This is a genomic window from Flavobacterium cupriresistens (genome assembly GCF_020911925.1).
Classification (GTDB): domain Bacteria; phylum Bacteroidota; class Bacteroidia; order Flavobacteriales; family Flavobacteriaceae; genus Flavobacterium; species Flavobacterium cupriresistens.
Genome location: NZ_CP087134.1, coordinates 4,462,142 through 4,488,484 on the forward strand (window position 1 = coordinate 4,462,142; position 26,343 = coordinate 4,488,484).

Below are 26,343 nucleotides of genomic sequence, written 5' to 3' on the forward strand. Positions count from 1 at the left end.
ATATTGGAATTTGATTTTCTTTGAATTTCGCAACTATCGGTTTGATATTTACAATTCCCCATTACTACTTCGCTCCTACCTTTGCCTAATCAATTTAATATAACAAAAACAATTATAAAATGACAGCACACACAAAAATCGCCTTAGTAACTGGCGGAAGCAGAGGTTTAGGAAAAAACATGGCATTGGCTATAGCAAAAAAAGGAATCGATGTTATTCTGACTTACAACAGTAAAAAAGAAGAGGCAGAAACTACAGCAAAGGAAATAGAAAGCCTAGGTCAAAAAGCGGTAGCGATTCAATTGAATGTCTCGAAATCAGATACTTTTGATTCTTTTTTAGGAGAAGTACAAACGGCTTTAAAAGACACTTTTCATACAGACAAATTTGATTTTCTAGTGAACAACGCCGGAATCGGAATTCACAAACCTTATATCGAAACTACAGAAGCTGATTTTGACGAGTTGAGCAACATTCAATTTAAAGGGCCTTTTTTCCTGACTCAAAAAGCACTCCCCAACATGAATGACGGTGGTGGAATTGTAAATATTTCAACGGGACTGGCCCGATTTTCATTCCCCGGTTATGCTGCATATGCTGCGATGAAAGGAGCTATGGAAACCTTAACTAAATATCAGGCAAAAGAATTAGGCGCCAGAAAAATCAAAGTGAATATAGTCGCTCCGGGTGCCATAGAAACTGATTTTGGACATGGAGCCGTAAGAGACAATGAACAATTAAATCAACACATCGCTTCACTAACGGCTTTGGGAAGAGTTGGTTTACCGGATGATATTGGAGGCGTTGTAGCCTTTTTATGTACAGAAGATGCCCGCTGGGTCAATGCACAACGCATTGAAGTTTCAGGTGGGATGAACTTATAATATTTAATAAAAAATAAAACCCGATAGGTTTAAAAAACCTGTCGGGTTTGGGTAATATAATTGAGTTAGTAAGAATTCTTTTTTAATCTTTTTGAATGATGACGTCAAAACCTCCGTTTTTATCAAAAACGACATCGTAAAATTTTGTCTTTTTTTCTATTCCGACTTCATACGTTGTTTTGTTTTTGTCATCTACCACTATTGCAATTTCGCGAATGGCTTTTGCCGGATAATTCTGTTTCAGATACGCTTGTGCTTTTGGCGGAAGCTGGCTTAACGGAATCTGTGTTTCAGTCGCTTTTAAATTTCCTAAATTATCATAAACGGAAAGGGCTTTTGTCTTTGTTGTAAGATTGAATTTTGCCTCATACCTGATTTCATCATTATCATCACCTACATATTCCATCGCCCACACGGCTGTTTTATTCGGATATTGTTTTTCAAAAGCGAAACGAACTACTTCCGGTGGCGTTACAACTTCTTTCATCGCAATGCCTTCTTGCGCCCTCAAATAACCACTACCTAGAAAAATAAGAAGTAATAAAACGTTTTTCATGATTTCAACTATTAAATTAAGATCCAATCCAATAACGTAATGAAAGTACTACTTTAAAATGAATAACAAATGAATTTTTTATTTTTTTAATCGATCGGACAACTCTCTTTTATAAGTAATTCCAATCGGTAATTTTTCTTTTTTAATGCTAACAAAATCTTTCTCAGTGCTTTCAATTTTATCGAGCGAAACGATATACGATTTATGAATTCGCATAAAGTTCTTTTCCGGAAGGCATTTCTCTAATTCCGTTGTGGTAATAGAAGCTAAATAGGTCTTTTTGGTGGTATGTAGCTTCACATAATTCCCAAAACTCTGTGCGTACAAAAGCTGCTCTAATGCAATATCAACAAAATAGCCGTCTACTTTTACACTTACCGAACTAACGATTGCTTCCTCCTCTTTTTCCTTTACATTTTCCGTGGCAAAAAAACGATCAATTGCTTTTAGAAATCTGGGAAAATAGATGGGTTTTAAAAGATAATCTATTACGCCATAATCATAACTTTCGAGTGCAAATTCAGAGTAAGCCGTTGTCAAAATAGTCTTCGGGTGTGTGGGAAGAATCTTCAACAATTCCATTCCTGAAATCTCAGGCATATTAATGTCGAGAAACATCAAATCGACTTTGTTTTCACGCAGATAATCCATTGTTTCAATGCCATTATAACCTTGAAAAACAAGCTCCAATTGTGGATTTTGCTTGATATAATTCGCCAGTACATAATGTGCTGCCGGCTCATCATCAACAATAATGCATTTTTTGGGTTCTCTCATTAAACAAACTTTTTCAATTGTACTTTTAAATCAACGATATAGGTGTTTTTATCATCCTGAATGTCCAATTTATAGTCTTTCCCATAAATCAGATTCAAACGCTCAATCGTATTTTTCAAACCAATTTTAGTCGAAACCACGTCTGTTTTTTTCTTGGGAATAGAATTAACCACATGCAAATGTAATAACCCATTTTCGACCGTTACAATAATCCTGACAAAACATTTCTCAATGGCACAGGTTCCATGTTTAAAGGCATTTTCAATAAAAGCAATCAGTAACATTGGCGAAACTTTATAGGCGTTTTCGTTGTCAATTTTACAATCGTATGTAATCTCACAACGGTAGCCTACACGCTCTTTTTCAAGCTGCACGTAACTGTTTATAAATTCCAACTCTTCTTCTAAAGATACGCATTGTTTGTTATTACTCTCGAGCTGATATCGCATTAATTGTGACACTTTCATAATCAAATCCGGTGTTCTGTCGGGAAATTCTAAACTGATTCCGTAAAGTGTATTAAACGTATTGAATAAAAAGTGCGGATTCAATTGTCCTTTCAAAGAATTCAACTGCATTTGGTTGAATAATAACGTTTCGTCTGTTTGTTTTTTGTGAATTCTATAAAACTTAAAAACAATAATCGGACTCAAAATGCAGACCAATGTCCCCAATACACTGGCCAGTTGATATACGTAACTTCTTTGATGTGAATTTTGATACAAACGACAATTGCTGAACATGTCGAGCCTAGTTAATTCGTATAAAACAAGCGAAAAAACAAACACCCCGAACAAAGTCAAAAAGATATACGTTAAAGGTCTTTTGGTTCTGAAAAGTATTGGCAACAGAAAAAAACGATTGAACTGGGCATGCATATACAAAACGCAGTAGAAAAAAATCCCCATTAAAATAGAAGTCGCTGAACTAAATAACATCCAGTCGTTTTTTAATGTATAAATCGTAAAGGAAAAGGCAACAACGGCAATCTCCTGCCACCATTTGTTATCCAACATATTTTCCAGCTTCTTATTCATACTTACTTCTTAAATAGTTTACAAAGTACGAACAAATATTTAATTTTTATTTCCATTAAATGACAAATTCAATTGGTCATTTACTAGTGTCTTACATCATTTAAGATGACAAAAATCATCGAAAGTAAAATAATTTTGGTAGATCATTTTACACTTTGAGTTATATGTATTTCAAAAAAATTACTTTACTATTTTTCTTGATTTTTGCCTCAATCGGTCATTCACAAACCTTGTCTTTAAAAGAAGCCCTGAAGACTGGTCTTGAAAACTACGGATCAATCAAAGCAAAAAACAACTACGCCAGCGCTTCTCGGGAAACGCTCAAACAATCCCGCCGTGATTATCTGCCCAATTTAAATTTATCTGCGCAACAAGATTACGGAACTGTCAACGGACAGAATGGCCCGCTTTATGGTTTTGGAGGTCTCGGAGTCGCTTCGTCGGGATTACCGCTTCCGGAACAAAACTGGAACTCTGCATTTGGTGCTCTTTATTTGGTTAATATGAACTGGGATTTTTTCACCTTTGGAAAAACGCAGGAAAAAATCAATTTATCTAAAATTGATGTTCAGGCAAAAGAAAAGGATTTAAATCAGGAAAAATTCCAACAGGAAATCAAAATTTCGGCAGCCTATTTAAATTTATTGGCAAGTCAAAGATTATTGATTTCACAGCAAAAAAATCTGGTTCGTGCAGAAGTTTTCAAAAAAACGGCTGCGGCGAGGGTTAAAAATGGATTATTGGCCGGTGTAGATTCTACTTTGGCAACAGCGGAAGTTTCTAAAGCTAAAATTGCTTTAAATCTTGCCCGAAACTTCGTGAAAGAACAAAATAATAAATTAGTCGATTTGATGGGAGTTGCTCCTCAGGATTTTATTGCTGATACGCTTTTTGTGACTCAGATTCCAAAAGAGCTTATAACCAATAACGTTTCAACAGACAGTCTTCACCCTTTATTGCAACTTTATAAAACCAGAATCGATTACAGCAATCAACAGGTTAAATTGTACAAACGATTTTACTATCCGACCATGAGTGCTTTTGGTATTTTACAAACACGAGCCTCAGGATTTGATTCTTCTTATGCGGCTGATCAAACCGCTTTTAGCAGAAATTACTGGGATGGTGTAAATCCGGATCGTAGTAATTATTTGGTTGGAGTTGGAATTACGTGGAATTTAACGACACCATTCAGATCCAGCAAACAAGTCAGTGCTCAGAAATTTGTTTCCCAAGCTTTGCAGGAAGAATACAATCAGGCCGACAGAGAATTGAAATCGCAATTGGTTTTTGCCGAAGATAAAATCAAAATTACACTCGACAATTATGTAGAAGCCCCAATTCAGGTTAAAGCAGCTGCTCAGGCGTATTTGCAAAAATCGACTTTGTACAAAAACGGATTAACCGATTTGACGGATTTAACACAGACTATTTACACGCTAAACCGTGCTGAAATTGACCGTGATATTGTCAACAATAATGTCTGGCAGTCTTTTTTATTGAAAGTAGCCGCAACTGGTAATTTTGACTTATTTATGAACGAATTTTAACTATAGAACCAAATGAATTTAATACGTTTTGCACTCCGCAAACCCATATCTATATTGGTAATGGTTGCCGGCCTATTTTTCTTCGGAATTGGCGCCATCAAAGACATTAAGGTAGATATTTTGCCTAAGATGAATTTACCGGTTATCTATATTGCACATCCATTTGGAGGGTATACTCCGGATCAGATGGAAGCTTATTTTGCCAAGAATTATGTAAATATTTTACCTTTTGCCAATGGTGTAAAATCGGTAGAAACCAAGAATGTTCAAGGGTTAATGATTATGAAATTAACCTATTACGAAAACACCAACATGGCTCAGGCGGCAGCCGAACTGAGTGCGTTATCCAACAGGATTCAGGCGGCATTTCCTCCGGGAACCCAGCCTCCGTTTATCATTCGTTTTGATGCTTCTTCCTTGCCTATTGGTCAATTGGTTTTGAGCAGTAAAATCAGATCCAATAACGAATTACAGGATTTAGCCAACGTTTATGTTCGTGCTTCTTTCACTTCCATTCCCGGTTTGTTATCACCTGCCCCTTTTGGAGGAAGTCCGAGAACCGTTGAAGTAAATGTAGATCCGGATTTATTGCGTTCGCACAATATGACACCTGATCAGATTGTAGAAGCCATTCGATTAAACAACCAGACTGCTCCTTCGGGAAATGTTAGAATTGGTGACAAAAACTATATTACACCAACCAACAATACGATTCGAGATATTAAGGATTTTGAACAAATTCCGTTATTCAAAGGTGGCGTTCAAAACTTAAAATTAGGTGATGTTGCGACCGTAAAAGACGGTGCCGATATTACCAATGGTTATGCTTTGGTAAACGGTAAACGCTCTGTTTATATTAGTATTGCAAAAGCAGGAGATGCTTCTACGTGGGATGTGGTTCAGAAATTGAAAGCGGAACTTCCAAAAATTCAAAGCACACTTCCCGAAGATGTAAAACTATCTTATGAATTTGATCAATCTGTTTATGTAATCAATTCCGTTAAAAGTTTAATTACGGAAGGAATTATCGGAGCCGTTTTAACCGGATTAATGGTTTTACTTTTCCTTGGAGACAAACGTGCTGCTTTGATTGTAATTTTAACGATACCTATTTCTATTATTTCCGGTGTTTTGTTCTTGAAATTATTCGGACAAACCATCAACTTAATGTCTTTAAGCGGATTGGCGCTGGCCATTGGAATTTTGGTGGATGAAAGCACCGTAACCATCGAAAATATCCATCAGCACCTCGATATGGGAAAACCCAAGGCCCTCGCCATTTGGGATGCTTGTCAGGAAATTGCATTGCCTAAATTATTGATCTTACTTTGTATACTGGCGGTATTTGCTCCGGCATTTACCATGGTTGGAATTCCGGGAGCTTTGTTTTTGCCATTGGCTTTAGCAATCGGATTCTCTATGGTCTTTTCTTTTTTACTTTCTCAAACTTTTGTTCCTGTAATGGCCAACTGGCTCATGAAAGGACATCCTGTACACGAACACGATCCAAGCATTACCGATGATGAAGCGGAGTTTAATGAATGCGGTCTGACACCTGAATCTGAGCGAGATTTGATTTCTCAGAAAAAGGTAATGGTTGAAAGAGACGACACCAATAGAGATGGTAAAATAAGCACCTTTGAACGTTTCAGAATCCGATTTATGAGAACGCTGGATCGTTTGCTTCCACATAAAAAAGCAACCAGTCTAATCTATCTTATCGGAATCACCGTACTCGCGCTAGTATTTTTAAATTTTATTGGAAAAGATGTTTTTCCTAAAGTAAATTCAAGTCAATTTCAGTTGAGAATGCGCGCCGCAGACGGAACCCGTATCGAACGCACCGAAGAAAAAGCCATATTGATTTTGAAAGAAATCAATAAAATGGTAGGAAAAGAACATGTCGGAATCAGCTCTGTATATGTGGGGCAACATCCTTCTCTATTCTCAATCAACCCGATTTATCTTTTTACTGCGGGCCCACACGAAGCTGTTTTTCAGGTGAGTTTGAAAGAATACCATGTTGATATGGATGAATTTAAAGACGATCTGAGAGCGAGAATCAAAAAAATCCTTCCCGATGTAAAATTGACTTTTGAACCAATTGAACTTACAGACAAAGTATTGAGCCAAGGTTCACCTACTCCAATCGAAATTCGAATTGCAGGAAAGGACAAAAAAAGAAATGAACTTTATGCCAGTCAAATAGTCGAAAAACTTCAAAAGATAGCTTATTTCAGAGATGTACAAATTGGACAGCCGATTCATTATCCTGCTTTGAATATTGATATTGACAGAACACGTGCAGCAGAATTAGGAGTGGATATGAATGATATTTCGAGATCCCTTATTGCCTCAACTTCTTCTTCGAGATACACCGAAAAAAACACCTGGATAGATGAAAAAACAGGTTTATCGGTTGCGGTTCAGGTACAAGTTCCGCTTAGTCAAATGAAAAGTAAAACTGATATCGGAGAAATTCCGGTATTAAAAAACTCGCTTCGTCCTGTATTAAGCGATGTGGCCAAAATTACACCGGGCTTTGTAAATGGTGAAAATGACAATTTAGGGGCTATGCCATACATTACCGTTACAGCCAACATCCACCAAACCGATTTAGGTACGGCGACAAAAGATGTAGCTGCAACAATAAATTCATTGGGTGAATTACCGCGGGGATTATTCATTTCTCCCATTGGTTTAAGTACTGTATTGAGCGAAACATTAAGTAGTTTACAAGTTGGGTTATTGGTTGCCATCATGGTAATCTTCTTAATGTTGGCCGCTAATTTTCAGTCGTTCAAAGTGTCGTTGGTGATTTTAACAACTGTTCCAGCGGTAGTTTTGGGAGCTTTGTTAATGCTTACCCTTACTGGTTCAACCTTAAATTTACAATCGTATATGGGAATCATCATGTCGGTTGGAGTTTCGATTGCCAATGCAGTTTTATTGGTTACCAATGCCGAACAATTGCGCAAACGAAATGGCAATGCGCTGGAATCTGCCCGTGAAGCGGCAGCCTTGCGTCTTCGTCCAATTATCATGACCTCTGTGGCAATGATTGCGGGAATGTTACCAATGGCAATTGGTCATGGCGAAGGTGGCGATCAGGTTTCTCCCCTGGGAAGAGCGGTTATCGGTGGACTATTATTCTCGACTTTTGCAGTATTGCTAATCTTACCGTTAATTTTTGCCTGGGCACAGGAACATACCACAACACAATCCGTTTCATTAGATCCGGAAGACGAAGAAAGCATCCATTATATCTCAACACTAAAACCAAAAAATGAAAAATAAAATCATACAATCGACCGCACTATTTTTTGCAGCCCTGTTTTTTCTAAACAGTTGTAACTCCAAAAAAGAAGAAACTGTTACCGCAGAAATCGAACCTAAAACAGCGACTTTTCTTTTAGCAAAAGAAAAACTAACCACCGAATTGCGCTTGCCAGCCGAATTAACCGGTTTTCAGCAAGTAGATTTGTATGCTAAAGTGAGCAGTTTTGTTAAAACACTAAAAGTAGATATAGGATCAGAAGTCAAAAAAGGACAGCTATTAATTGTTCTGGAAGCTCCTGAAATCAGTTCACAACTGGCCGCAGCCGAATCGAGATTAAAATCGATGGAAGCAATTTATGCAACCAGTAAAAGCACCTACAACCGTTTGTACGAAACAAGCAAAGTAGAAGGAACAATTTCTAAAAACGATTTAGAAATGGCAAGCGGAAAGAAAAATTCGGATTATGCACAATATCAAGCCGCAATTGCCGCTCATAAAGAAGTTTCAATCATGAGAGGTTATCTTGAAATCCGTGCTCCTTTTGATGGAATCGTTGCAGCAAGAAACGTGAACTTAGGAACATTTGTAGGCCCGGCAGGAAAAGGTTCTGATTTGCCTTTATTGACAATCCAGCAACAAGATAAATTGCGTTTGGCGGTTTCGATTCCGGAATTGTATACGGGGTATTTACATCAAGGTGACGAAATGAGTTTTAATGTAAAATCTTTACCTGATACCTTCAAAGCCAAAATTCAGAGAATGTCCGGAGCTCTAGACTTAAAACTGCGTTCCGAGCGCGTTGAGATGGATGTACACAACACAAAAGGAAACTTGCTACCGGGAATGGTTGCCGAAGTTCTTTTACCGCTTAATGCAAAAGACAGCACCTTTGTAGCACCAAAATCTGCCGTGGTAAATTCAGCCGAGGGTACATTTGTTATAAAAATACTCAATCACAAAGCAACAAGAATCAACGTCAAAAAAGGAAGAGAAATCGACGATAAAATTGAAATTTTCGGTGATTTGAATCCAAATGATAAACTGATCAAAATTGCCAGTGAAGAAATTAAAGAAGGTGATGTTGTGAATGAATAATCTACTTTTATTTTTTCTAACCATAAAGTTATCAGGGGTATATCCAAGCTTTAAGTATAGCAATACTACTCCTTTTTAACATTATACTTAATTTTTTTTGCACGCAGATTTAGCAGATTCCACAGATTTTTTATAGAAGGTAAATAAGATCAGCCTACTCTGCTAAATCTGCGTGCAAAAGAAAATCTTTGCGAGCCTTGCGTAAACCCTTGCACACTTTGCGGTTAAACACACAAAACACATATCTCATTTAAAGCTTGAACCAAAAAGCCCTTGAAAACTTCTGTTTTTGAGGGCTTTTTTATTCTGACAAACCCATAAAAAATTGAATTAATTCCAGTACCCTCAACACTAAAAAATACTCATTTAGGAGTATTTCGAACAATTAACAAATGAACTAACTTCGTTATGATTATCCAATACCAACAGTAAACTTATAATTTAACTCCTGTCAAAAAAACAAAAAATGATAAAAAAACTACTAAAATTAGTCGTACTATTTGCTGCTACCTTAATGCTAATAGTATCCTGTTCCAAAAATGACGATGAAGAGACAAAAACCCCGGAAACACCAACATCCACCGTTCCTGTATTAGAAGATAATGTAAAAATTATTGATCAGACCAAGCTTCAACTTGATGTAACACCAGCTAAGATTGACGAAGGAATTTATCAATTTACATTTACCGGTACCGCCCCCACTATTAAATCCGGAGATCTGATTGTAGGCGATCAGGGAGAAGGTTTTATACGAAACGTAACCGCATCAAAAGTAGATGGTAACATTATCACTTTACAAACCACTCAGGCCTCTATGGCGGATCTTTTTAAAGAAGGTGGCTTTAACTTTAGTTTAGATATGAATGATTTAACCCAAAAGAAAGTAGCTTCGGGGTTTTCTTATACCATTTCTAATCGGTCGATCTATCAGGAAGGTCCTTTGAGTATTGTGTTGAATAAAGGACAAATCGATTTTGATCCCAATTGGTTTTTTGATTTTAAATTTAATAAAACCGGCATGACCTTTTTTGAACTCAGCGCCAAAAACGCAAAGCTTAATGGTGAACTTACTGCAACTGTGACAGCCGCTCAAGCCACAACCTTAGTCAACCAATCATCTTCAATATTAAGTGATCCTGATCGTTTTACAAAAAAACATACTGTATGGGTACCTGCAGTTTTATTAGGTATACCGGTTCTTGTTCCCGTAAGAATTGTTGCAAAATTGGATTTAATACTGGATTATTCAGCAACTATTAATGCGACTATTACACGTCAGACAACATTTACTTCGACAAACACGTTTAATTTAGGAATACAGTACGCCAACGGGCAGTGGAATGACATCAATAGCTTTTCACCTGTAAATAAATTTACATTATCGCAGCGAACCGGAAATGCAAAAGCTACAATCAATCTTGCATTAACTCCTAAAGTAAGTTTTAGACTTTATGGTCAGGCGGGTCCCTATGCCTCTGTTAGTTTAATGGAACAATTATCAGGCGCAATAGCCTCACCTTCCTTAGATTGGGATTTTAAGGCTGATGTTTGGTTAAAAGCAACTGCAGGCGTGGAAATTGAAATTTTAGATTTCGATAAGTTAGACTACAATAAATCAATAGAAACAGAAAAATTATTCTATACAACTCCCTATAAAATTGAATCTGTATCAGGTAATAGCCAAGTTGGCGATGCGGGAAAACAACTAACCAATCCAATAAAGGTTAGAATCATTGACAATTTAGAAAAAATACAGTCCAACGTACCGGTTTATTTTAAAGTTGAAAGTGGTGGTGGTTCCGTTCAAACTTCCAGCATTATGACTGACGAAAATGGTTTCGCCCAAACCACATGGAAACTGGGAACATCCGGAGAGCAAGTCGTAACCGTTAGTGCAAAAAAAGGAGATGGAACAAATATCCTCGGAGTCCCTGTTACTTTCACGGCGCTCTTTAAATCTCTTATTGGTACCTGGACCTTGATTTCAGCAACACCTGCTATTGGTACCTTCGTTCCGGATTATATCCAATGTGTCGGTAACGGAGATATTGTAATGGAAGAAAATAGAATTAATAGCGGACAAATGATTGTTACAAAAGACGGAGGCCAAATAATATTTAATTCTACCCAAAAATACAATAATATTACCTACGACGATAAATGTAAAGTAACACAAGATTCGCCTGACACCTTTACTGAAGGAACAGATAACGCTGCTTTTACTTACGATGAAAAATCGTTTTTCATAAAAGATGTTGAATCCGGAACAATTGATACGTATTCTTATACTTTACTCTCAGCAAATAAGGTAAGCGTACTGGGCTGCGTGTTTGAAAGAAAGTAACGGTAATTTTTCAAGTTTCAAAGTTTCAAGTTTCAGGTTTCAGGTTTCAAGCTTAACCGTAAGGTTCGTAAAGATTTTCTTTTACACGCAGATTTAGCAGATTAAGCTGATCTTATTTACCTTAAAAAAAATCTGTGCAATCTGTGCAATCTGCTGATAGCGAACTGTCTAAGCAAATCTGCATGCAAAAAAAAGGCATAAAATTAAAAAGGATTTCTAATGCTGTAGTTAAACTTTGTGTGCGATTAAACACTCAAAGCATGTCTCATTTCCATCCTGAAACTTTAAACTTGAAACTTTAAACTTGAAACTTTAGACTTGAAACCTGAAACTTGAAACTTTAAAACCTGAAACAAAAAAAACTCCTCCATAAAACCTAAAATTTCCTACTTTTGATTCAAAGAACTCAATTCACTTCTCATGCAGGAAATGATTACCTTAAAAACATTCGATCAGGCAGTTGAATTAGCGCAGCCAAGACGTGTCTTAAAATACGTTTTGATCTTTTGTACTACTGGATCAGCAACAATTTCTGTAGACGAAAAGGAATTTATCCTAAGCGAAAACTCCGTTCTGACCATTACTTCGGGGCAAATTCATTATTTCAAAAACAGTCAAAATGCAAAAGGATATATTTTAGAATTCACCTATAATTTCTTTTGCAAAGACGACACCGATATGGAATTGATTTTCCACAATGGTTTGTTTTGCCATTTTGCAATGAATGAAATGATCTGCGTTGACAACAGTCCCGTAATCATCAAAGAATTAGAAGAAATCAGAAAAGAATTAATCGAAACTCCCTATCAATACCTTATTTCGGTTCATAGTCGGATTGAATTAATTCTAATCGAAATCAACCGTACCAAAATCAATCGTGGTGACGAAATCTATAAACCCGATGCTTTGTTTCTTCACTTTTTAGAAACCGTTCTAAAAAACTTCGACAAGAATCTTTCAGTTACCGAAATCGCTACTTTAATCGGGACAACAGAATCTAAACTAAACGAACTCTCCAAACTTCACACCAATAAAACGGCACAAAATGTCATTTTCGGATTAATCATTTCTGAGGCTAAACGACTTTTTAATTATGAGAAGTTGTCGGTCAAAGAAGTTGCTTACGCTTTGGGATTTAATGACCCTTTTTATTTCTCTAATTTCTTCAAGAAACACACCAATATTTCTCCTAAATCTTATAAAGAAAAGGTACTAAACTAATAGTACATGCTTTTTCGGGAATTCTCTATTCTTTACAATACAAGACTGTTACATCTTTGTATCAGAATCACAACTAAATTATTTCGCTTTATCTGGAAGTTTTTTTTAACACATAGAGACATAGATTTTTTATTTTCAAAGACATATAAAAGTTTCAATAGCTATGTTTCTTTAAACTAGTGAAACGCCTGCTATTGGTATAGCAAAACTATGTCTCTATGTGTTAAAAAAATGTTTAGTTACAAACCAAATCATTATGAAAAAATATCAAGATCATGCCATTTTCCTATTACGAATGGCATTGGCAGCAGGATTTTCTTCTGCCGTTTTAAGTCGGTTGGGATTATTAGGAAAATATTCGTCCGGCTGGGGAAAGTTTTTAGCTTACGCCGAAGAAGTAAATTCTTTTGCGCCGAAAAGCATTATTCCAACAATCGCCGTTACCGCAACAACAGTCGAAGCACTTTTGGCAGTTCTATTATTACTTGGCTACAAAACAAGATTAGCCGCAACCGGAGCCTCAATTCTAACTTTCTTATTTGCACTCGCAATGACCTACTCTTTTGGAATTAAAGACCCATTGGATTACTCCGTATTTGTATTCTCTATGGCCGCTCTTCTATTGTCAACCGTAGAACAATACCGATGGAGTTTAGATGAAATTTTAAACAATAAAACAAACTAAAAAACAATAAAAATGGAAAAACAAATCACAAGAACCAGCGAACTCAATTGGAAACCTTTAATCGAAGAAGGTGTGAATACAGCAGGAATTTCGGCAAAGATTCTATGTTTTGACCCAATTGCCAACAGACCTACAGCCTTTCTATTAAAATTCGAATCCGGTTCCTCCTACCCCAATCACGTTCATCCTGCGGGAGAAGAAATCTTTGTTCTCGAAGGTGAAATCCGTTCCGGAAAAGACGAATTAAAAACAGGTGATTATTTGTATATGCCACCGGGAAGTACACATTCTGTATTTACTAAAACAGGCTGTACTTTGTTGTTTAAGGTTCCGGAGGAGGTTGTGATATTGAAATAAGAACCTTTTTAAGCCCTCAAAAAGACAAACTTTCTGGGGGCTTTTCTGTTTACAAAAAAGTTAATTACAAAAAAATCTTACTTTACGGTTTCTCGTAACCAAATTGATAAAATAATTTTTACATTTAACAAACTGAAATAATCCCAAATAAAAGATTTTAAATGACATTTTTCGCTAGTTTATGTTCTCTAATTGCAGCCATTGCATTGTTCTTTTCTGTATTCTTCCTATTTCATAACTCAAAGAAAAATCAAACGCAGAAAAAAAGCAAAACGATAATTATATCTTTACTGTTATTGAGTATTTGTTCCTTTTTCTTAGCAATTACATTAGATTTTACAAATGACTTATTAACTGAACCTCTTACTACGACAATAGATTATTCTAAAGTAGGCCCTTACGGCGACTTAATTGGTGGAATTTTAAACCCCCTTATTGCTTTTATTGGAATAATAGCTGCCTCTCTTGCTTTTTATGCTCAATATCAAGCCAATCATCAAGTACAAGAACAATTTAAAATTCAACAATTTGAAAGCCAATTTTATGAAATGTTGCGATTACATAAAGACAACGTAAATGAGGTTTCTATTTCCGAAAAAAAAGTTCTTTACCAATCTTTCAGAAACAGTCAAACAGCACTAGTTGATATTAACGGGAGAAAAGCTTTCGAATACCATGTTAAGGAAATAGAACTATATTATAATGCTGCAAAAACTATCTTCAAAAAAGAAAATAATGAGTATTGGTTAAAAAAGGCCTATCACTTATATTTTTTCGGAATAAATAATGGCGGAACGAATAATTTCTACAGACCTTCCAATAGAAGACCTCCCAAAAACCCAACAGTAGAACAACTGTTTTACAATGAAATCGCAAAAGCAAATATTAAATTTAACACAGAGAAAATCGAAGGACATGCCACTTATTTAGCACACTTGTATAGGCATCTTTTTCAAATAGTAAAATTCGTTGCCAGTCAGCAAGAGAGTTTTATTTCTTACGAAGAAAAAAGAAAATATTTAAGAATCTTAAGAGCACAATTATCTAATCCGGAACAAGTAATGTTGTTCTACAACTGGAAATCCGGTTTTGGTTTTAAATGGGAACAATCCGAAAAAGATAAAAAAGACAATTCAAAACAAAATAGATTTTTTACTGATTATAGGATGATTCATAATGTCTATCAAGATATTCTTATTCAAGATTTTAAGCTTACTGAAATTTTTGATTTAAAAGGCGATTTTAGAAAAGAGGAAGGGAAAGACCGTGATCCCTTATTTGAGTTTGAAGATTGGGATAATGATTAGTTATTTTTCAATAAAACTATTGTAATTAAGCAACAATTCTTCGCTGGCGCGAGCGCAATGTCATTAAGTTAAGAAAAAATTTCACGCAGATTCTGCAGATTTTGCGGATTTTTTTTATTGCATCCTGCTAAAATCTGCAGAATCTGCGTGAGACTTTTTTTAAAGCAATCCTTAACTTAATGACATTGGGCGCGAGCGTCCCGCTCGTGAACTCGCTCATGTATTAAGTACTAGAAAAAAGCAAAAATAACTTAAATTTGATGACGTATAGCACGAACGGGAGGCTCGCACCAGCAAACAACTAAAAAAAAAATGATAACGTATACCGCAGTACAAAATGACTTATAAAAAAGAATATCAAAATATATTTTTACTTTCTATCATATCGTCCTGTATAATGCTATTCAGCTTCCTTGGCTCTATAATTACAGGTCCGCAAACTGCACACTATATTAACATCTACGCCTTCTTAATTACTATTGGCTCAGTATTAATTTTAATTAAAAATAAACTGTTCAGTTTTATGACTATTGCAAGTATTATTTTCAACTTATCACTGGGTATATTCATAGCAAGTTTAAAATATGGATATACGGGATGGCATTACAGTAACTTATTTACCATAGTCATTCCCAAGTGAGAAAATTTTTGTAATGATAATGTAATGATTACAAAGAATAAAAAAACCTCCATCTTTTCAAGATCGAGGTTTAATAATTTTACAAATCAGACAAAATCTACTCCTTATCCAAATAAGGATTTAAAACTTCGGCCAATTCATTCAACCAATAAAAATTATCTTCTAAATCGGTTGCCCCTTCTTCCTTTATAACTCCTAAAGCAAGTATATAATTTACCTGTCTTAATACCTTAGCCATGTCTTTTCGGTCTATGGTATTGTTAAAAAAATCGATTAGCCTTGTTTCAGCTTTTTTTGAAAGTGTGTTGGTACTCATAATGTGAAGATTTAAGAATAATAGCCCTCATACGTTAGCAGTCTTACGCTTCTTCACGGCGTCAAAGTCCTTTCGGAGCTTTACTACATAGCACAAGGGCAAATTTAATTTTGTTCTTAATGTGAAGATTTAAGAACTGTAAAAATAAGAAAATGCTCTCATTTAAGGGTTTACAATAATATATTAGAAACCTACACTTACATAATTCTAAAGTCACATTAACTACAAATAGTTCAAATCTATAATTTCAGCAAATCAATTAAACAACTCCAACACCATCCGTACTCAACGTTCTTTTAAAATCAGAAGGCGATTTCCCTGTGCTTTTCATGATAAACTTATTAAAATGACTGCTGTCTATAAACCCCAAATCGTTACTGATTTCGGAAAAAGTCAAATTGCTCTTTTTCAATTTTTCTGTAATAACATTCAGTTTCGTCTGTTCGATATAATCTCTTAAACTGATATTCAAATGCTTTTTAAAATATTCTCCAATGTAGTTTAAAGAAACATTAAAGTGATTCGCCATTTCCTTCTTTTTGAGCAAATGCGGATTCGCAATATGAACACGAATATAATTTAAAATCGTATCAATTTTTAAGATCTCCGTAACTTTATAATCGAGCGTATCGTAATTGTTGACCGCATTTCGTTTAATTAACTGGATCAGGGTCATCATCAAACACTTTATAACACTTTCGTTTTGATTTTTCTGGTGTGCAACCTCATCGAGAATTTTTAAGATAATCGATTCACAAAAAACCTTGTCATCGTCCAGAAAGATTAAGTTTCCATTGGTCTGATTGTGCAAAAAGAATAATTGTTCGATGTCTTCACTTTCACTTTTATCGGAGAAAAAACCCGGAAGAAATCGCAGACAATGAAACTTTGTTGGTTTTGCCGTTTTAAAAGAATGATAATCCTTTGGCGTCAGCAAATAAATATCGTCTTTTTTATACGAATGTTTATTCGAATTTAAAATGTGAATCCCTTCCCCATATTCAATAAACAGTATTTCGAAAAAATTATGTCGGTGCATTTCTTTCTTCCAAGTCAGTTCCTCTACCGAATAGATTTCAAAATCATTGTATATAAAAAAAGTGTTATTCATAATCCTTAATTTTTACAAATATAACCTATATTATTACATCTGTAAATTTCTTTGAATCTGTTTACTTTGTTATTCTATAAATTAAAACAAAAACAAAATGAACTCAGCTACAATAAAAATTGGAATTTTAGGAATTGGTGGTATTGGCGGTTTTATAGGTGCTCCGCTGGCGAAAAAATACCAAAATACCAATGTGCAGATTATTTTTATTTGCAGAGGAGAAACCAAAAACAACATTCAAAACAAGGGTCTGATCTTCGAGTCAAAAGATAAAACAGAAACGGTGCATCCCTACTTGGCATCCGACAATCCAAGCGAAATAGGAACATTAGACGTGATACTTCTGAGCTGCAAATCGTATTCTATAAACGAAATGTTATCGACTTACAAAGACTGTATTACTGCCGATACTCAAATAATTACTTTACAAAATGTAGTCAACGCTGCCGAGATAATTGGTAGCATCTTACCTGATTCAAAGCCAATTATTGAAGGTTGCATTTATGTGGCATCCAATGTAAAAAAACCGGGACACATACAACATATTGGAGGCCCAGGTAAAATTTTCATCGGGGGCAGCGAAAACTCTAAATGGATAACCGATATACTGTTAAACGGCAATCTGGATATCACACAGGTTGATACCATAAAAGAGATTTTGTGGAAAAAGTATCTTTTCGTGGCTCCGGTTGCTGCTATTACTTCAGCTTATAAAGTGTCTTTCGGAGCACTACTGGAAAACAAAGAATTAATGCATATCCTCGAAAATATGATGATCGAGATTCAATCCCTTGCCGGCAAAAACAATATCGTTCTTACTCATGAAGATATTGAAACGGCTAAAAATTTATTAGACAAGTTCCCTTATCAATCCAAATCATCATTGCAGCTTGATTTTGAGAATAATAACAAAACAGAGAAATCCTTTTTGGTTGACTATGTTATTGATGAATGTTTTAAAAATGGTATTATGACTCCTTTTTATAGTGCTGTCAATGATAAGATAAAGAGTTTATACGGGGCGTAATTTGCTCATGCCCTTTATGTGAATTAACCACAAGGTTTGCGCATAATTTTATAGCAATACGACTCCATTTTAATTTAGTACCAAATTTTTTGCACGCAGATTTAGCAGATTAGGCTGATCTATTTACCTCATATAAAAAAATCTGCGCAATCTGCTAAATCTGCTAAATCTGCGTGCAAGAAAAAATCTTTGCGAGCCTTACGGTTAAATACACAAATCTCATTTCAACCCTGAAACTAACAAAATTGTTAAAATATCCTGTCTATTTATCCCCAAACTAGACTTTTAGCTTAACTTTGTTTTTACGAATATCTTAATCTAAAATCATGCAAGTAATAAACATCAAAGCTTACACAGAGGATGCTTCACAAATTGAAGCAGTTAAGGCTATTATGAAAGCGTTAAAGATAAAATTCGAAATTGCCAATGATAAACCCTTCAAATTATCTACCGAGCAACAACAAATTTTAGACAGTCAAATAAATTCAGACAGAAAAGAATACAAAGACGCTGAATCAATTTATACCGATTTAAAAGATAAGTATGAATTATAGGATCATACTTCACAAAATCCTGATAAACATCCTATAAAATAAGAACGTTACCTAAGTTTAACCGCAAGGCTCGCAAGGTTTTTTCGCAAAGTTCGCAAAGCGTTGCGATCTTAGCGTAGTCCTTTGCGAGCCTTGCGGTTAAATACACAAATTATATCTAGAAAAGGACTTACAAATTATGCTTTTCCAATCACATTCTTTCGACAAAGGAGACTTCAACGAAAACGAATAGACGCAAATCACACAAGAAGCTCACGTACAGTTTGTCATCCTGAGGAACGAAGGATCTACACAAGTAATTCCGTAAAGTAAAGTTCAGCGCAATCGATTCAGCAAACGAAGATCCTTCGTTCCTCAGGATGACAAACTAAACGCAAATTTTTATCTGACTTCTCCTTCATTAAATTGACATGAAGGCACATAAAATCAGGCTTTATTAAACCCTTTATACAACTATAAGAAAAAACAATCGCAGAAAATTATTTTCTTTTAAAAAATCGCCATACATTTGCCTAACAGTGTTAAGTAATTTAATACTCAATCAAAATGGCAAGTAAAGATCGAATTTTAAGACAAAAAGAAGAAACAAGAAGTAACATTCTTGAAGCTGCTTATGACATCGTTAAAGATGAAGGATGGCAAGGTCTTAGTATGCGAAAGATTGCCGACAAGATTGAATACACTGCTCCGATTATCTATGAATATTTCTCCAACAAAGATGCCATTTTACGCGAACTAACGGGTAAAGGTTTTATAAAGTTGGGAAAAGAACTGGAAGTAGCTAAAGCACAATTTGAAAAACCGGAAGACCAATTAGAAGCCATGTGGATGGCGTATTGGGATTTTGCTTTTACCGATACCGAAATGTATCAGGTGATGTTTGGCGTACAAATGAACTGTTGCTCGGAGCAATGTGATGCTGCTAAAACACCTTATCGATTATTTACTGATGTAATTGCTAAGGTTATGAAAAACAGTAACCCAACTCAGGAAGTTATTACACAAAAATATTATACTTTCTTTTCTGTCATTCACGGTTTGATTGCGATCAATATCATAACTAAAAGTGACGTAATGGAAACAATCAACAATCAGATTCTGAAAGACGCGATTGGTGGTATCATAAAATCAATACAATAAAAAAAATTTAATCATTACTTAACAGTGATAAATGATTTAATAGAGTAATTTAGACTTTTTTTTCTATTTCACTTAACACTGATAAATAATTTAATAAAGTAATATAGAACCCTTTTTTACTATTTCACTTAACAGTGATAAATAATTTAATACCAATTATGAAATAGATTTGGAAGGCATAAGTATATGGAATTTTGTGCCAATTCACTTAACAACGTTAGAAAATTTAATACTATTAAAAATGAACTCAAATACAACTATAAATAAATATTTTAAAAACGAGAATGTCCAACAAATTAAAACCAATATTAAAATGAAAAATGTAATTATAACCAGTTTTATCCTGGCACTAGTATTAACCAGTTGTGCAGATAAATCACAAGGACCAGCTGCTGCACCGGCACCACTATTACCGGTTTTGGCCATAACAAGCGAAAACACTACCACAGATGCTGAATATCCAGCTTCTATACAAGGAACTGTTGATGTTGAAATCCGCCCACAGGTTAGTGGGAATTTAGACCGCGTTTTAGTAGACGAAGGCGCTTATGTTTCTAAAGGGCAATCTTTATTCAAAATAAACGAACGTCCGTTTCGCGAGCAATTAAACAATGCTTTGGCAAATCTTCACGCTGCTGAAGCAGCTTTAATCAATGCGCAGTTAGAAGTAGATAAATTAACTCCTTTGGTACAAAACAAAGTGGTTTCTGATTATCAGTTAAAAACCGCTAAAGCTTCTCAAAAAATTGCTTCAGCCAATATCGAACAAGCAAAAGCAATGGTTGAATCTGCCAAAATTAATTTAGGCTACACCAACGTTACTGCTCCCGTAAGTGGTTATATCGGAAGATTACCTAAAAAACAAGGAAGTTTAGTTTCGGCAACCGATGTAGAGGCTTTGACAACACTTTCAGATGTGCATGAAGTTTTTGTTTACTTCTCTTTGGGGGAAACTGATTTCATCAACTTTAAAGCACAATATGCAGGAAACAGCATTGGAGACAAAATTAAAAAATTGCCTCCGGTTTCTTTAATATTAGCAGACAACAACGCTTATCCACAATCGGGAAAAATTGATATGGTTGACGGTCAGTTTGATAAAACTACAGGTGCCATTACGTTAAGAGCCACTTTTCCAAATGCCAATGGAACTTTACGTTCGGGAAATACAGGAAGAATTCGTTTAGGTCTTCAACATGACGATGCTATTCTGGTTCCTCAATCAGCGACAATCGAAATGCAGGATAAAGTTTTTGTTTTTACTGTGAACAAAGAAAACAAAGTAACCAAAATGCCCATTACTGTTATCGGTAAAAGTGGTACCAATTACCTAATCAAAGACGGTGTAAAATCCGGTGACCAAATTGTATTGAGTGGTATTGACAAACTACAGGAAGGTCAAGCCATTCAACCTGAGAAATCAAATACAACAAAAGTTGCCCAAATAATTAACAAAAAATAATTTTTACGAAAATGTTCAAAATATTTATACAAAGACCCGTACTGGCAACCGTCATCTCCATACTGTTGGTGATTTTGGGAGTGCTCGGACTTACAAAATTGCCTTTACAACAGTTTCCTGATATTGCACCCCCATCGGTTTTGGTAACGGCAGTTTATCCGGGAGCGAATGCAGAAACGGTTCTGCGTTCTGTTGCTCCTTCTCTGGAAGAATCTATAAATGGTGTTGAGAATATGACTTATATGAGCTCAACTGCCAGTAATGATGGTACTTTGGCTATTACCGTGTTCTTTAAACTGGGTACAGATGCCGATCAGGCAGCGGTTAACGTTCAGAACAGAGTGGCTCAGGCGACAAGTCAGTTGCCTGCAGAAGTTGTTCAGCAAGGTGTAATCACAGCAAAACAACAGAACAGTTTTATCATGGCAATCGGTATGTACACCGATGATGAATCTAAATACGATCAGACCTTTGTTGCCAATTATGCACAAATCAACATTATTCCCGAAATCAAACGTATTCCGGGTGTAGGTTCTGCAAGTATTTTTGGTGGTGTAAAAGATTACTCGATGCGTGTTTGGTTAAATCCAACGCAAATGTCAACTTATAATGTGACGCCAAATGAAGTTATGGCAGCCATTCAAGACAAAAGTTTGGAAGCTGCTCCGGGTAAATTTGGAGAGAGAAGTAAAGAAGTTTTCGAATATGTAATTAAATACAAAGGAAAATTAACCAAACCGGAAGATTATCAAAATATTGCTATTCGTTCTAATGCTGACGGTTCAGTCCTTCGCTTGAAAGATGTAGCTAGAGTTGAACTTGGTGCGTATTCGTACAACAGTTTGACCCGTTTAAACGGTAAAAAAGGAGTTGTAATTGGTATCATTCAGTTGGCCGGCTCAAACTCCAACGATATTCAGGTGGCGATTAACGAATTGATGGTTAAAGCTTCTAAAGATTTCCCAACAGGAATAAAACACAATATTTTCTACAGTACAAAAGTATCTCTGGATCAGTCTATTGCACAGGTGGAACATACTTTAATTGAAGCTTTTATATTAGTATTTATTGTGGTATTTATTTTCCTTCAGGATTTTAGATCGACTTTAATTCCGGCCATTGCTGTTCCCGTGGCCATCTTAGGAACGTTCTTCTTCATGCAGTTGTTCGGATTCTCGATTAACCTTTTGACGCTTTTTGCTTTAATCTTAGCCATTGGTATTGTCGTCGATGATGCGATTGTGGTAGTCGAAGCCGTGCATGCCAAAATGGAACACAAACAACTGTCTCCAAAAGTAGCGACTCATGAAGCCATGCACGAAATTACGGGTGCTATTATCTCGATTACGCTGGTAATGGCTGCTGTATTCCTGCCGGTTGGTTTTATGGAAGGTTCAACGGGTGTTTTCTATCGTCAGTTTGCTTTCACTATGGCTATTGCAATTGTAATTTCGGCCGTAAACGCTTTGACTTTAAGTCCTGCTCTTGCTGCTTTATTCCTAAAAGATAATCATGGTGCACATGATGGTGAAACTCCTTATGTGAAACAAGGTTTTAAAGAAAAATTCTTTGCCGGATTTAATAACAGTTTCAACGCTTTGACCAACCGTTATGTTGGTGGATTAAAATTCTTAATTCGCAACAAATGGGTTAGCTTAGGAGGTTTGGTTCTAATTACATTCGCAACGATTGTAATGGTAAAAACGACGCCATCAGGATTTATTCCAACAGAAGATCAAGGATTTATTGCTATTGCGGTTAATACGCCTTCGGGAACTTCTTTAGACGGAACTCAAAAAGTAATGACTCAGGCCGAAAATACGCTGAGAGGTATGGATCCTTTCCGTTTTGTAACTGCTATTTCAGGTTTCAACTTATTGACCAACTCTACAAGTCCGTCTTCTGCCGTTATTTTTGTATTGCTTAAACCAAATGAAGAACGTGGCAAAATCAAAAATATCGATGAAGTCATGAATGAGGTTCGTGGCAAACTAGGTTCGATTTCAGGAGGAAGTTTCTTCGTATTCAGTTTTCCAACTGTACCGGGGTTTAGTAATGTTGAAGCATTAGATTTAGTATTACAGGATAAAACGGGAGGTAAATTGGACAAGTTTAGTGGAATCTCCCAAACATTCATTGGAGAATTAATGAAACGTCCCGAGATTGCTGTGGCCTTTACCAGTTTCAAAGCCGATTATCCACAATTACAATTGGATATTAATGATGAAAAAGCCGATCAGTTGGGTGTAAAAGTCAAAGACATTCTGCAAACCATGCAAGCCTATTTTGGTAGTGCACAGGCCTCTGACTTTAACCGATTTGGTAAATATTACCGAGTGGTAGTTCAGGCAGATATTGACGACAGAGCAGACCCGTCAGCTATTGACCGAGTATTTGTGAAAAACAAAAATGGCGAAATGGTTCCGATAAATACCCTGGTAAAACTAAGCCGTATTTATGGTTCAGAAACCGCTTCGAGATATAATTTGTTTAATTCCATTTCGATCAATGCGATTCCAAAACCGGGATTTAGTTCGGGAGACGCGATTAAAGCGATTGAAGAAGTTGCAGCGCAACAATTACCTGCAGGTTACAGTTATGAATTTTCGGGACAAACCCGTGAAGAAATTTCTTCCGGAGGACAATCGGCAACTATTTTCTTATTGTGTTTGATATTCATCTATTTCTTACTTGCTGCACAATATGAAAGTTACATTTTGCCTTTGGCCGTAATCTTATCGATCCCTGCAGGTATATTTGGAGTATTCGTAGCCATTGGTTTAACCGGAATTGAAAACAATATTTATGTACAGGTGGCTTTAGTAATGCTTATTGGATTACTCGCCAAAAATGCCATTCTTATTGTAGAGTTTGCGGTACAAAAAAGAAAATCAGGTCAGGCATTGATCAAAGCCTCGATAGATGCTGCAAAATTACGTTTGCGTCCGATTATCATGACGTCACTGGCTTTCGTAGTAGGATTAATTCCAATGATGAGTGCCACAGGACCATCGGCACAAGGGAATCATTCGATTAGTATTGGTGCCGCAGGTGGAATGATTTCGGGAGTAATTCTCGGGTTACTTATCATCCCGGTTTTATTCATCGTATTCCAACATTTACAAGAAAAAGTTTCGGGAAAACCCGTAGCTGTAATTCATAACGACGAAAAATAAAAATGGAAAACTATATAACGACAATTCTAATGACGGTTATCGTCTTCGTTGCTTATCTCTCCTATAAAGTGTCCAAAGATCTTGACACCAGAGAAGATAAATGTCCTGAAATTTAATTACTATAAAGTAAAAATGAAAAAGTATATAACCAAAATCGTGGTGGTCGCTATTCTGATCACCACTATAATATCCTGTAAAGTTTCGAAGGATATTGAAACTCCAAAAGATGCCTTTCCTGAGAATTTCAGGAATGCATCGGTTTCAAAAGATACGACAAGTATTGCCGATTTGGAGTGGAAAAATTTCTTTACCGAACAAGATATCATTCAATTAATTGACAGTGCTGTAACCCGAAATAATGATTTACAAATCGCTGCCAAAAACATTGAAATCGCACAATACAGATTTACACAATCTAAATGGAATAATGTTCCTCAGGTCAATGCTTTTGCAAATGCAAGCATCAATCGTCCTTCTGAAAACAGTTTCAACGGGATGAATTTGAATCAAGCATTAGGAAAACAACATGTTGAAGATTATTCGGTAGGAGTTTCGCTGGCTTGGGAGGCTGATATTTGGGGAAAGATCAAAAACCAGAAAAAAGGTGCTTTTGCGAGTTATCTGCAATCTGAAGAAGTAAAAAAAGCATTGCAGACCACTATTGTAGCCAATGTTTCAAAAGGATATTACAATCTTTTGATGCTGGATGCCCAATTGGAAATCGCCAAACAAAATGTGAAACTAAATGACAGTACCACCAAAATCATCAAACTAAAATACGATGCTGGACAAGTTACTTCATTAGCCATTCAACAATCGGAAGCACAAAAACTAAGTGCGGCACAATTGGTTCCTTTATTAGAACAAAACATTGCCATTCAGGAAAATGCTTTGAGTGTTTTGACAGGTTCATTTCCAAATGCGAAAAAAAGAAATCTTCTTTTGACTTCCATTGAAGTTAAGAATAATGCCGCTATTGGAGTTCCTTCTTCATTAGTAAGCAGAAGACCGGATGTAAAAAGTGCCGAATTGGCCTTAAAAGTCGCAAATGCAAATGTCGGAATCACAAAAGCAGATTTATATCCTGCCTTAAGAATTACGGCTCAGGGCGGATTAAATTCGTTCGAAACCAGCAGTTGGTTTAACATTCCGGCTTCTTTATTCGGAACGGCTCTTGGTGGTTTGACACAACCTTTACTGAACAATAAAAAAGTAAAAACAGAATATAATATTGCCAAAGTTCAAAGAGAAAAAGCAGTTCTGAATTTCAGACAAACCGTTCTGGTAGCGGTAAGCGAAGTGGCTGATGCTATGGTAAAAATAGAAAAACTGCAACAACAGGAAACGTTTCTTCAGGAACGCGTAAAGACCTTGTTACAGGCTATCAAAAATTCGAATTTGTTATTTAAAAATGGAATGGCAGAATATCTGGAAGTTTTAACCGCTCAATCCAACTTATTGCAAAGCGAATTAGAACTGGCAAACCTAAAAAGAGAACAATTATCTGCTAATACCGAGTTATATCGCGCATTGGGCGGAGGTTGGAGATAATACCCGTTTTTTAATTATTTATTTGAGTGACGCTGTGAGACTTCGGTTTTGCAGCGTTTTTTTGTTGGTTATTTTGGCACGAATTAGCACGAATTTTTTAATTTATTATCATTTGAGTGTCACCCTGAGCGAAGTCGAAGGGCTTTTGTGGTAAAAAGGGTCTTCGACTTCGCTCAGACTGACAATTGTAAGTGACATGTGTAATCTTATTTCTGTATTTTTGAATAGTCTAAAAACCTTAATAATTATCATTTGGTGTCACCCTGAGCGAAG

At 35.9% G+C, this 26,343-nt stretch carries 20 protein-coding genes; 15 read left to right on the forward strand and 5 right to left on the reverse strand.

Annotated features, from left to right (window positions below):
* The first annotated feature begins 119 nt into the window (after positions 1-119).
* Positions 120-884 carry an SDR family NAD(P)-dependent oxidoreductase gene (locus LNP23_RS18220; protein ID WP_230002313.1) on the forward strand — a complete coding sequence of 255 codons (765 nt, stop codon included), beginning with the start codon at positions 120-122 and terminating at the stop codon, positions 882-884.
* Positions 885-966: 82 nt separating this feature from the next.
* On the opposite strand, the gene LNP23_RS18225 is transcribed toward LNP23_RS18220, so the two are convergent.
* The 3 genes from LNP23_RS18225 to LNP23_RS18235 form a co-directional block, all read right to left on the reverse strand.
* Positions 967-1,440, reverse strand: coding sequence for a PepSY-like domain-containing protein (locus tag LNP23_RS18225; RefSeq protein ID WP_230002314.1), 474 nt, complete (start codon positions 1,438-1,440; stop codon positions 967-969).
* Between the two features lie 78 nt (positions 1,441-1,518).
* A complete protein-coding gene (locus LNP23_RS18230; protein ID WP_230002315.1) occupies positions 1,519-2,217 on the reverse strand; it encodes a LytR/AlgR family response regulator transcription factor in 699 nt (232 codons plus the stop codon).
* Positions 2,217-3,254, reverse strand: coding sequence for a sensor histidine kinase (locus LNP23_RS18235; RefSeq protein ID WP_047777211.1), 1,038 nt, complete (start codon positions 3,252-3,254; stop codon positions 2,217-2,219). The genes LNP23_RS18230 and LNP23_RS18235 overlap by 1 nt, the downstream gene beginning before the upstream one ends.
* A 164-nt stretch (positions 3,255-3,418) precedes the next feature.
* On the opposite strand from LNP23_RS18235, the gene LNP23_RS18240 reads away from it, so the two are divergent.
* The 8 genes from LNP23_RS18240 (at position 3,419) to LNP23_RS18275 (ending at position 15,093) form a co-directional block, all read left to right on the forward strand.
* Complete coding sequence (locus LNP23_RS18240) at positions 3,419-4,804, forward strand: TolC family protein (protein WP_230002316.1); 1,386 nt, start codon at positions 3,419-3,421, stop codon at positions 4,802-4,804.
* A gap of 12 nt (positions 4,805-4,816) precedes the next feature.
* Positions 4,817-8,101, forward strand: a complete 3,285-nt coding sequence (locus LNP23_RS18245) for an efflux RND transporter permease subunit (RefSeq protein ID WP_230002317.1) — start codon at positions 4,817-4,819, stop codon at positions 8,099-8,101.
* Complete coding sequence (locus LNP23_RS18250; protein ID WP_230002318.1) at positions 8,091-9,179, forward strand: efflux RND transporter periplasmic adaptor subunit; 1,089 nt, start codon at positions 8,091-8,093, stop codon at positions 9,177-9,179. Before LNP23_RS18245 ends, LNP23_RS18250 begins: the two co-directional genes overlap by 11 nt.
* A 466-nt stretch (positions 9,180-9,645) precedes the next feature.
* Positions 9,646-11,523: an Ig-like domain-containing protein gene (locus tag LNP23_RS18255; RefSeq protein ID WP_230002319.1), complete on the forward strand. Its 1,878-nt coding sequence runs from the start codon at positions 9,646-9,648 to the stop codon at positions 11,521-11,523.
* 420 nt (positions 11,524-11,943) lie between these two features.
* On the forward strand, positions 11,944-12,744 hold the full coding sequence (locus LNP23_RS18260) for a helix-turn-helix domain-containing protein (protein WP_230002320.1): 801 nt from the start codon (positions 11,944-11,946) through the stop codon (positions 12,742-12,744).
* 256 nt (positions 12,745-13,000) lie between these two features.
* Entirely contained in the window at positions 13,001-13,429 is a 429-nt protein-coding gene (locus LNP23_RS18265) for a DoxX family membrane protein (protein ID WP_230002321.1), read from the forward strand.
* Between the two features lie 12 nt (positions 13,430-13,441).
* On the forward strand, positions 13,442-13,786 hold the full coding sequence (locus LNP23_RS18270) for a cupin domain-containing protein (RefSeq protein ID WP_230002322.1): 345 nt from the start codon (positions 13,442-13,444) through the stop codon (positions 13,784-13,786).
* A 161-nt stretch (positions 13,787-13,947) separates the two neighbouring features.
* A complete protein-coding gene (locus LNP23_RS18275; protein WP_230002323.1) occupies positions 13,948-15,093 on the forward strand; it encodes a putative phage abortive infection protein in 1,146 nt (381 codons plus the stop codon).
* 737 nt (positions 15,094-15,830) lie between these two features.
* Here LNP23_RS18275 and LNP23_RS18280 read toward each other — a convergent pair.
* Positions 15,831-16,049 carry a hypothetical protein gene (locus tag LNP23_RS18280; RefSeq protein ID WP_230002324.1) on the reverse strand — a complete coding sequence of 73 codons (219 nt, stop codon included), beginning with the start codon at positions 16,047-16,049 and terminating at the stop codon, positions 15,831-15,833.
* 259 nt (positions 16,050-16,308) lie between these two features.
* Positions 16,309-17,160, reverse strand: a complete 852-nt coding sequence (locus LNP23_RS18285; protein ID WP_230002325.1) for an AraC family transcriptional regulator — start codon at positions 17,158-17,160, stop codon at positions 16,309-16,311.
* 97 nt (positions 17,161-17,257) lie between these two features.
* Between LNP23_RS18285 and LNP23_RS18290 the strand changes: the two genes are divergently transcribed.
* From LNP23_RS18290 to LNP23_RS18315, 6 genes are all read left to right on the forward strand, one after another.
* On the forward strand, positions 17,258-18,187 hold the full coding sequence (locus LNP23_RS18290) for a ketopantoate reductase family protein (RefSeq protein WP_230002326.1): 930 nt from the start codon (positions 17,258-17,260) through the stop codon (positions 18,185-18,187).
* A gap of 326 nt (positions 18,188-18,513) precedes the next feature.
* Complete coding sequence (locus tag LNP23_RS18295; RefSeq protein WP_230002327.1) at positions 18,514-18,741, forward strand: hypothetical protein; 228 nt, start codon at positions 18,514-18,516, stop codon at positions 18,739-18,741.
* Between the two features lie 546 nt (positions 18,742-19,287).
* Positions 19,288-19,881, forward strand: a complete 594-nt coding sequence (locus LNP23_RS18300; protein ID WP_047777193.1) for a TetR/AcrR family transcriptional regulator — start codon at positions 19,288-19,290, stop codon at positions 19,879-19,881.
* Between the two features lie 241 nt (positions 19,882-20,122).
* On the forward strand, positions 20,123-21,343 hold the full coding sequence (locus tag LNP23_RS18305; RefSeq protein WP_047777190.1) for an efflux RND transporter periplasmic adaptor subunit: 1,221 nt from the start codon (positions 20,123-20,125) through the stop codon (positions 21,341-21,343).
* Between the two features lie 11 nt (positions 21,344-21,354).
* The gene (locus LNP23_RS18310; RefSeq protein WP_230002328.1) at positions 21,355-24,519 is read left to right on the forward strand and encodes an efflux RND transporter permease subunit; all 3,165 of its coding nucleotides are present in this window, start codon (positions 21,355-21,357) and stop codon (positions 24,517-24,519) included.
* A gap of 132 nt (positions 24,520-24,651) precedes the next feature.
* A complete protein-coding gene (locus LNP23_RS18315) occupies positions 24,652-26,070 on the forward strand; it encodes a TolC family protein (RefSeq protein ID WP_230002329.1) in 1,419 nt (472 codons plus the stop codon).
* Positions 26,071-26,343: the final 273 nt, after the last annotated feature.

Bases quoted from the DNA above. Each gene is read 5' to 3' on its own strand.
- LNP23_RS18260 (WP_230002320.1), top strand. From the start codon at position 11,944: ATGCAGGAAATGATTACCTTAAAAACATTCGATCAGGCAGTTGAATTA.
- LNP23_RS18230 (WP_230002315.1), bottom strand. From the start codon at position 2,217: ATGAGAGAACCCAAAAAATGCATTATTGTTGATGATGAGCCGGCAGCA.
- LNP23_RS18265 (WP_230002321.1), top strand. From the start codon at position 13,001: ATGAAAAAATATCAAGATCATGCCATTTTCCTATTACGAATGGCATTG.
- LNP23_RS18270 (WP_230002322.1), top strand. From the start codon at position 13,442: ATGGAAAAACAAATCACAAGAACCAGCGAACTCAATTGGAAACCTTTA.
- LNP23_RS18255 (WP_230002319.1), top strand. From the start codon at position 9,646: ATGATAAAAAAACTACTAAAATTAGTCGTACTATTTGCTGCTACCTTA.
- LNP23_RS18295 (WP_230002327.1), top strand. From the start codon at position 18,514: ATGCAAGTAATAAACATCAAAGCTTACACAGAGGATGCTTCACAAATT.
- LNP23_RS18220 (WP_230002313.1), top strand. From the start codon at position 120: ATGACAGCACACACAAAAATCGCCTTAGTAACTGGCGGAAGCAGAGGT.
- LNP23_RS18245 (WP_230002317.1), top strand. From the start codon at position 4,817: ATGAATTTAATACGTTTTGCACTCCGCAAACCCATATCTATATTGGTA.
- LNP23_RS18285 (WP_230002325.1), bottom strand. From the start codon at position 17,160: ATGAATAACACTTTTTTTATATACAATGATTTTGAAATCTATTCGGTA.
- LNP23_RS18225 (WP_230002314.1), bottom strand. From the start codon at position 1,440: ATGAAAAACGTTTTATTACTTCTTATTTTTCTAGGTAGTGGTTATTTG.
- LNP23_RS18250 (WP_230002318.1), top strand. From the start codon at position 8,091: ATGAAAAATAAAATCATACAATCGACCGCACTATTTTTTGCAGCCCTG.
- LNP23_RS18290 (WP_230002326.1), top strand. From the start codon at position 17,258: ATGAACTCAGCTACAATAAAAATTGGAATTTTAGGAATTGGTGGTATT.
- LNP23_RS18240 (WP_230002316.1), top strand. From the start codon at position 3,419: ATGTATTTCAAAAAAATTACTTTACTATTTTTCTTGATTTTTGCCTCA.
- LNP23_RS18310 (WP_230002328.1), top strand. From the start codon at position 21,355: ATGTTCAAAATATTTATACAAAGACCCGTACTGGCAACCGTCATCTCC.
- LNP23_RS18305 (WP_047777190.1), top strand. From the start codon at position 20,123: ATGAACTCAAATACAACTATAAATAAATATTTTAAAAACGAGAATGTC.
- LNP23_RS18315 (WP_230002329.1), top strand. From the start codon at position 24,652: ATGAAAAAGTATATAACCAAAATCGTGGTGGTCGCTATTCTGATCACC.
- LNP23_RS18280 (WP_230002324.1), bottom strand. From the start codon at position 16,049: ATGAGTACCAACACACTTTCAAAAAAAGCTGAAACAAGGCTAATCGAT.
- LNP23_RS18275 (WP_230002323.1), top strand. From the start codon at position 13,948: ATGACATTTTTCGCTAGTTTATGTTCTCTAATTGCAGCCATTGCATTG.
- LNP23_RS18300 (WP_047777193.1), top strand. From the start codon at position 19,288: ATGGCAAGTAAAGATCGAATTTTAAGACAAAAAGAAGAAACAAGAAGT.
- LNP23_RS18235 (WP_047777211.1), bottom strand. From the start codon at position 3,254: ATGAATAAGAAGCTGGAAAATATGTTGGATAACAAATGGTGGCAGGAG.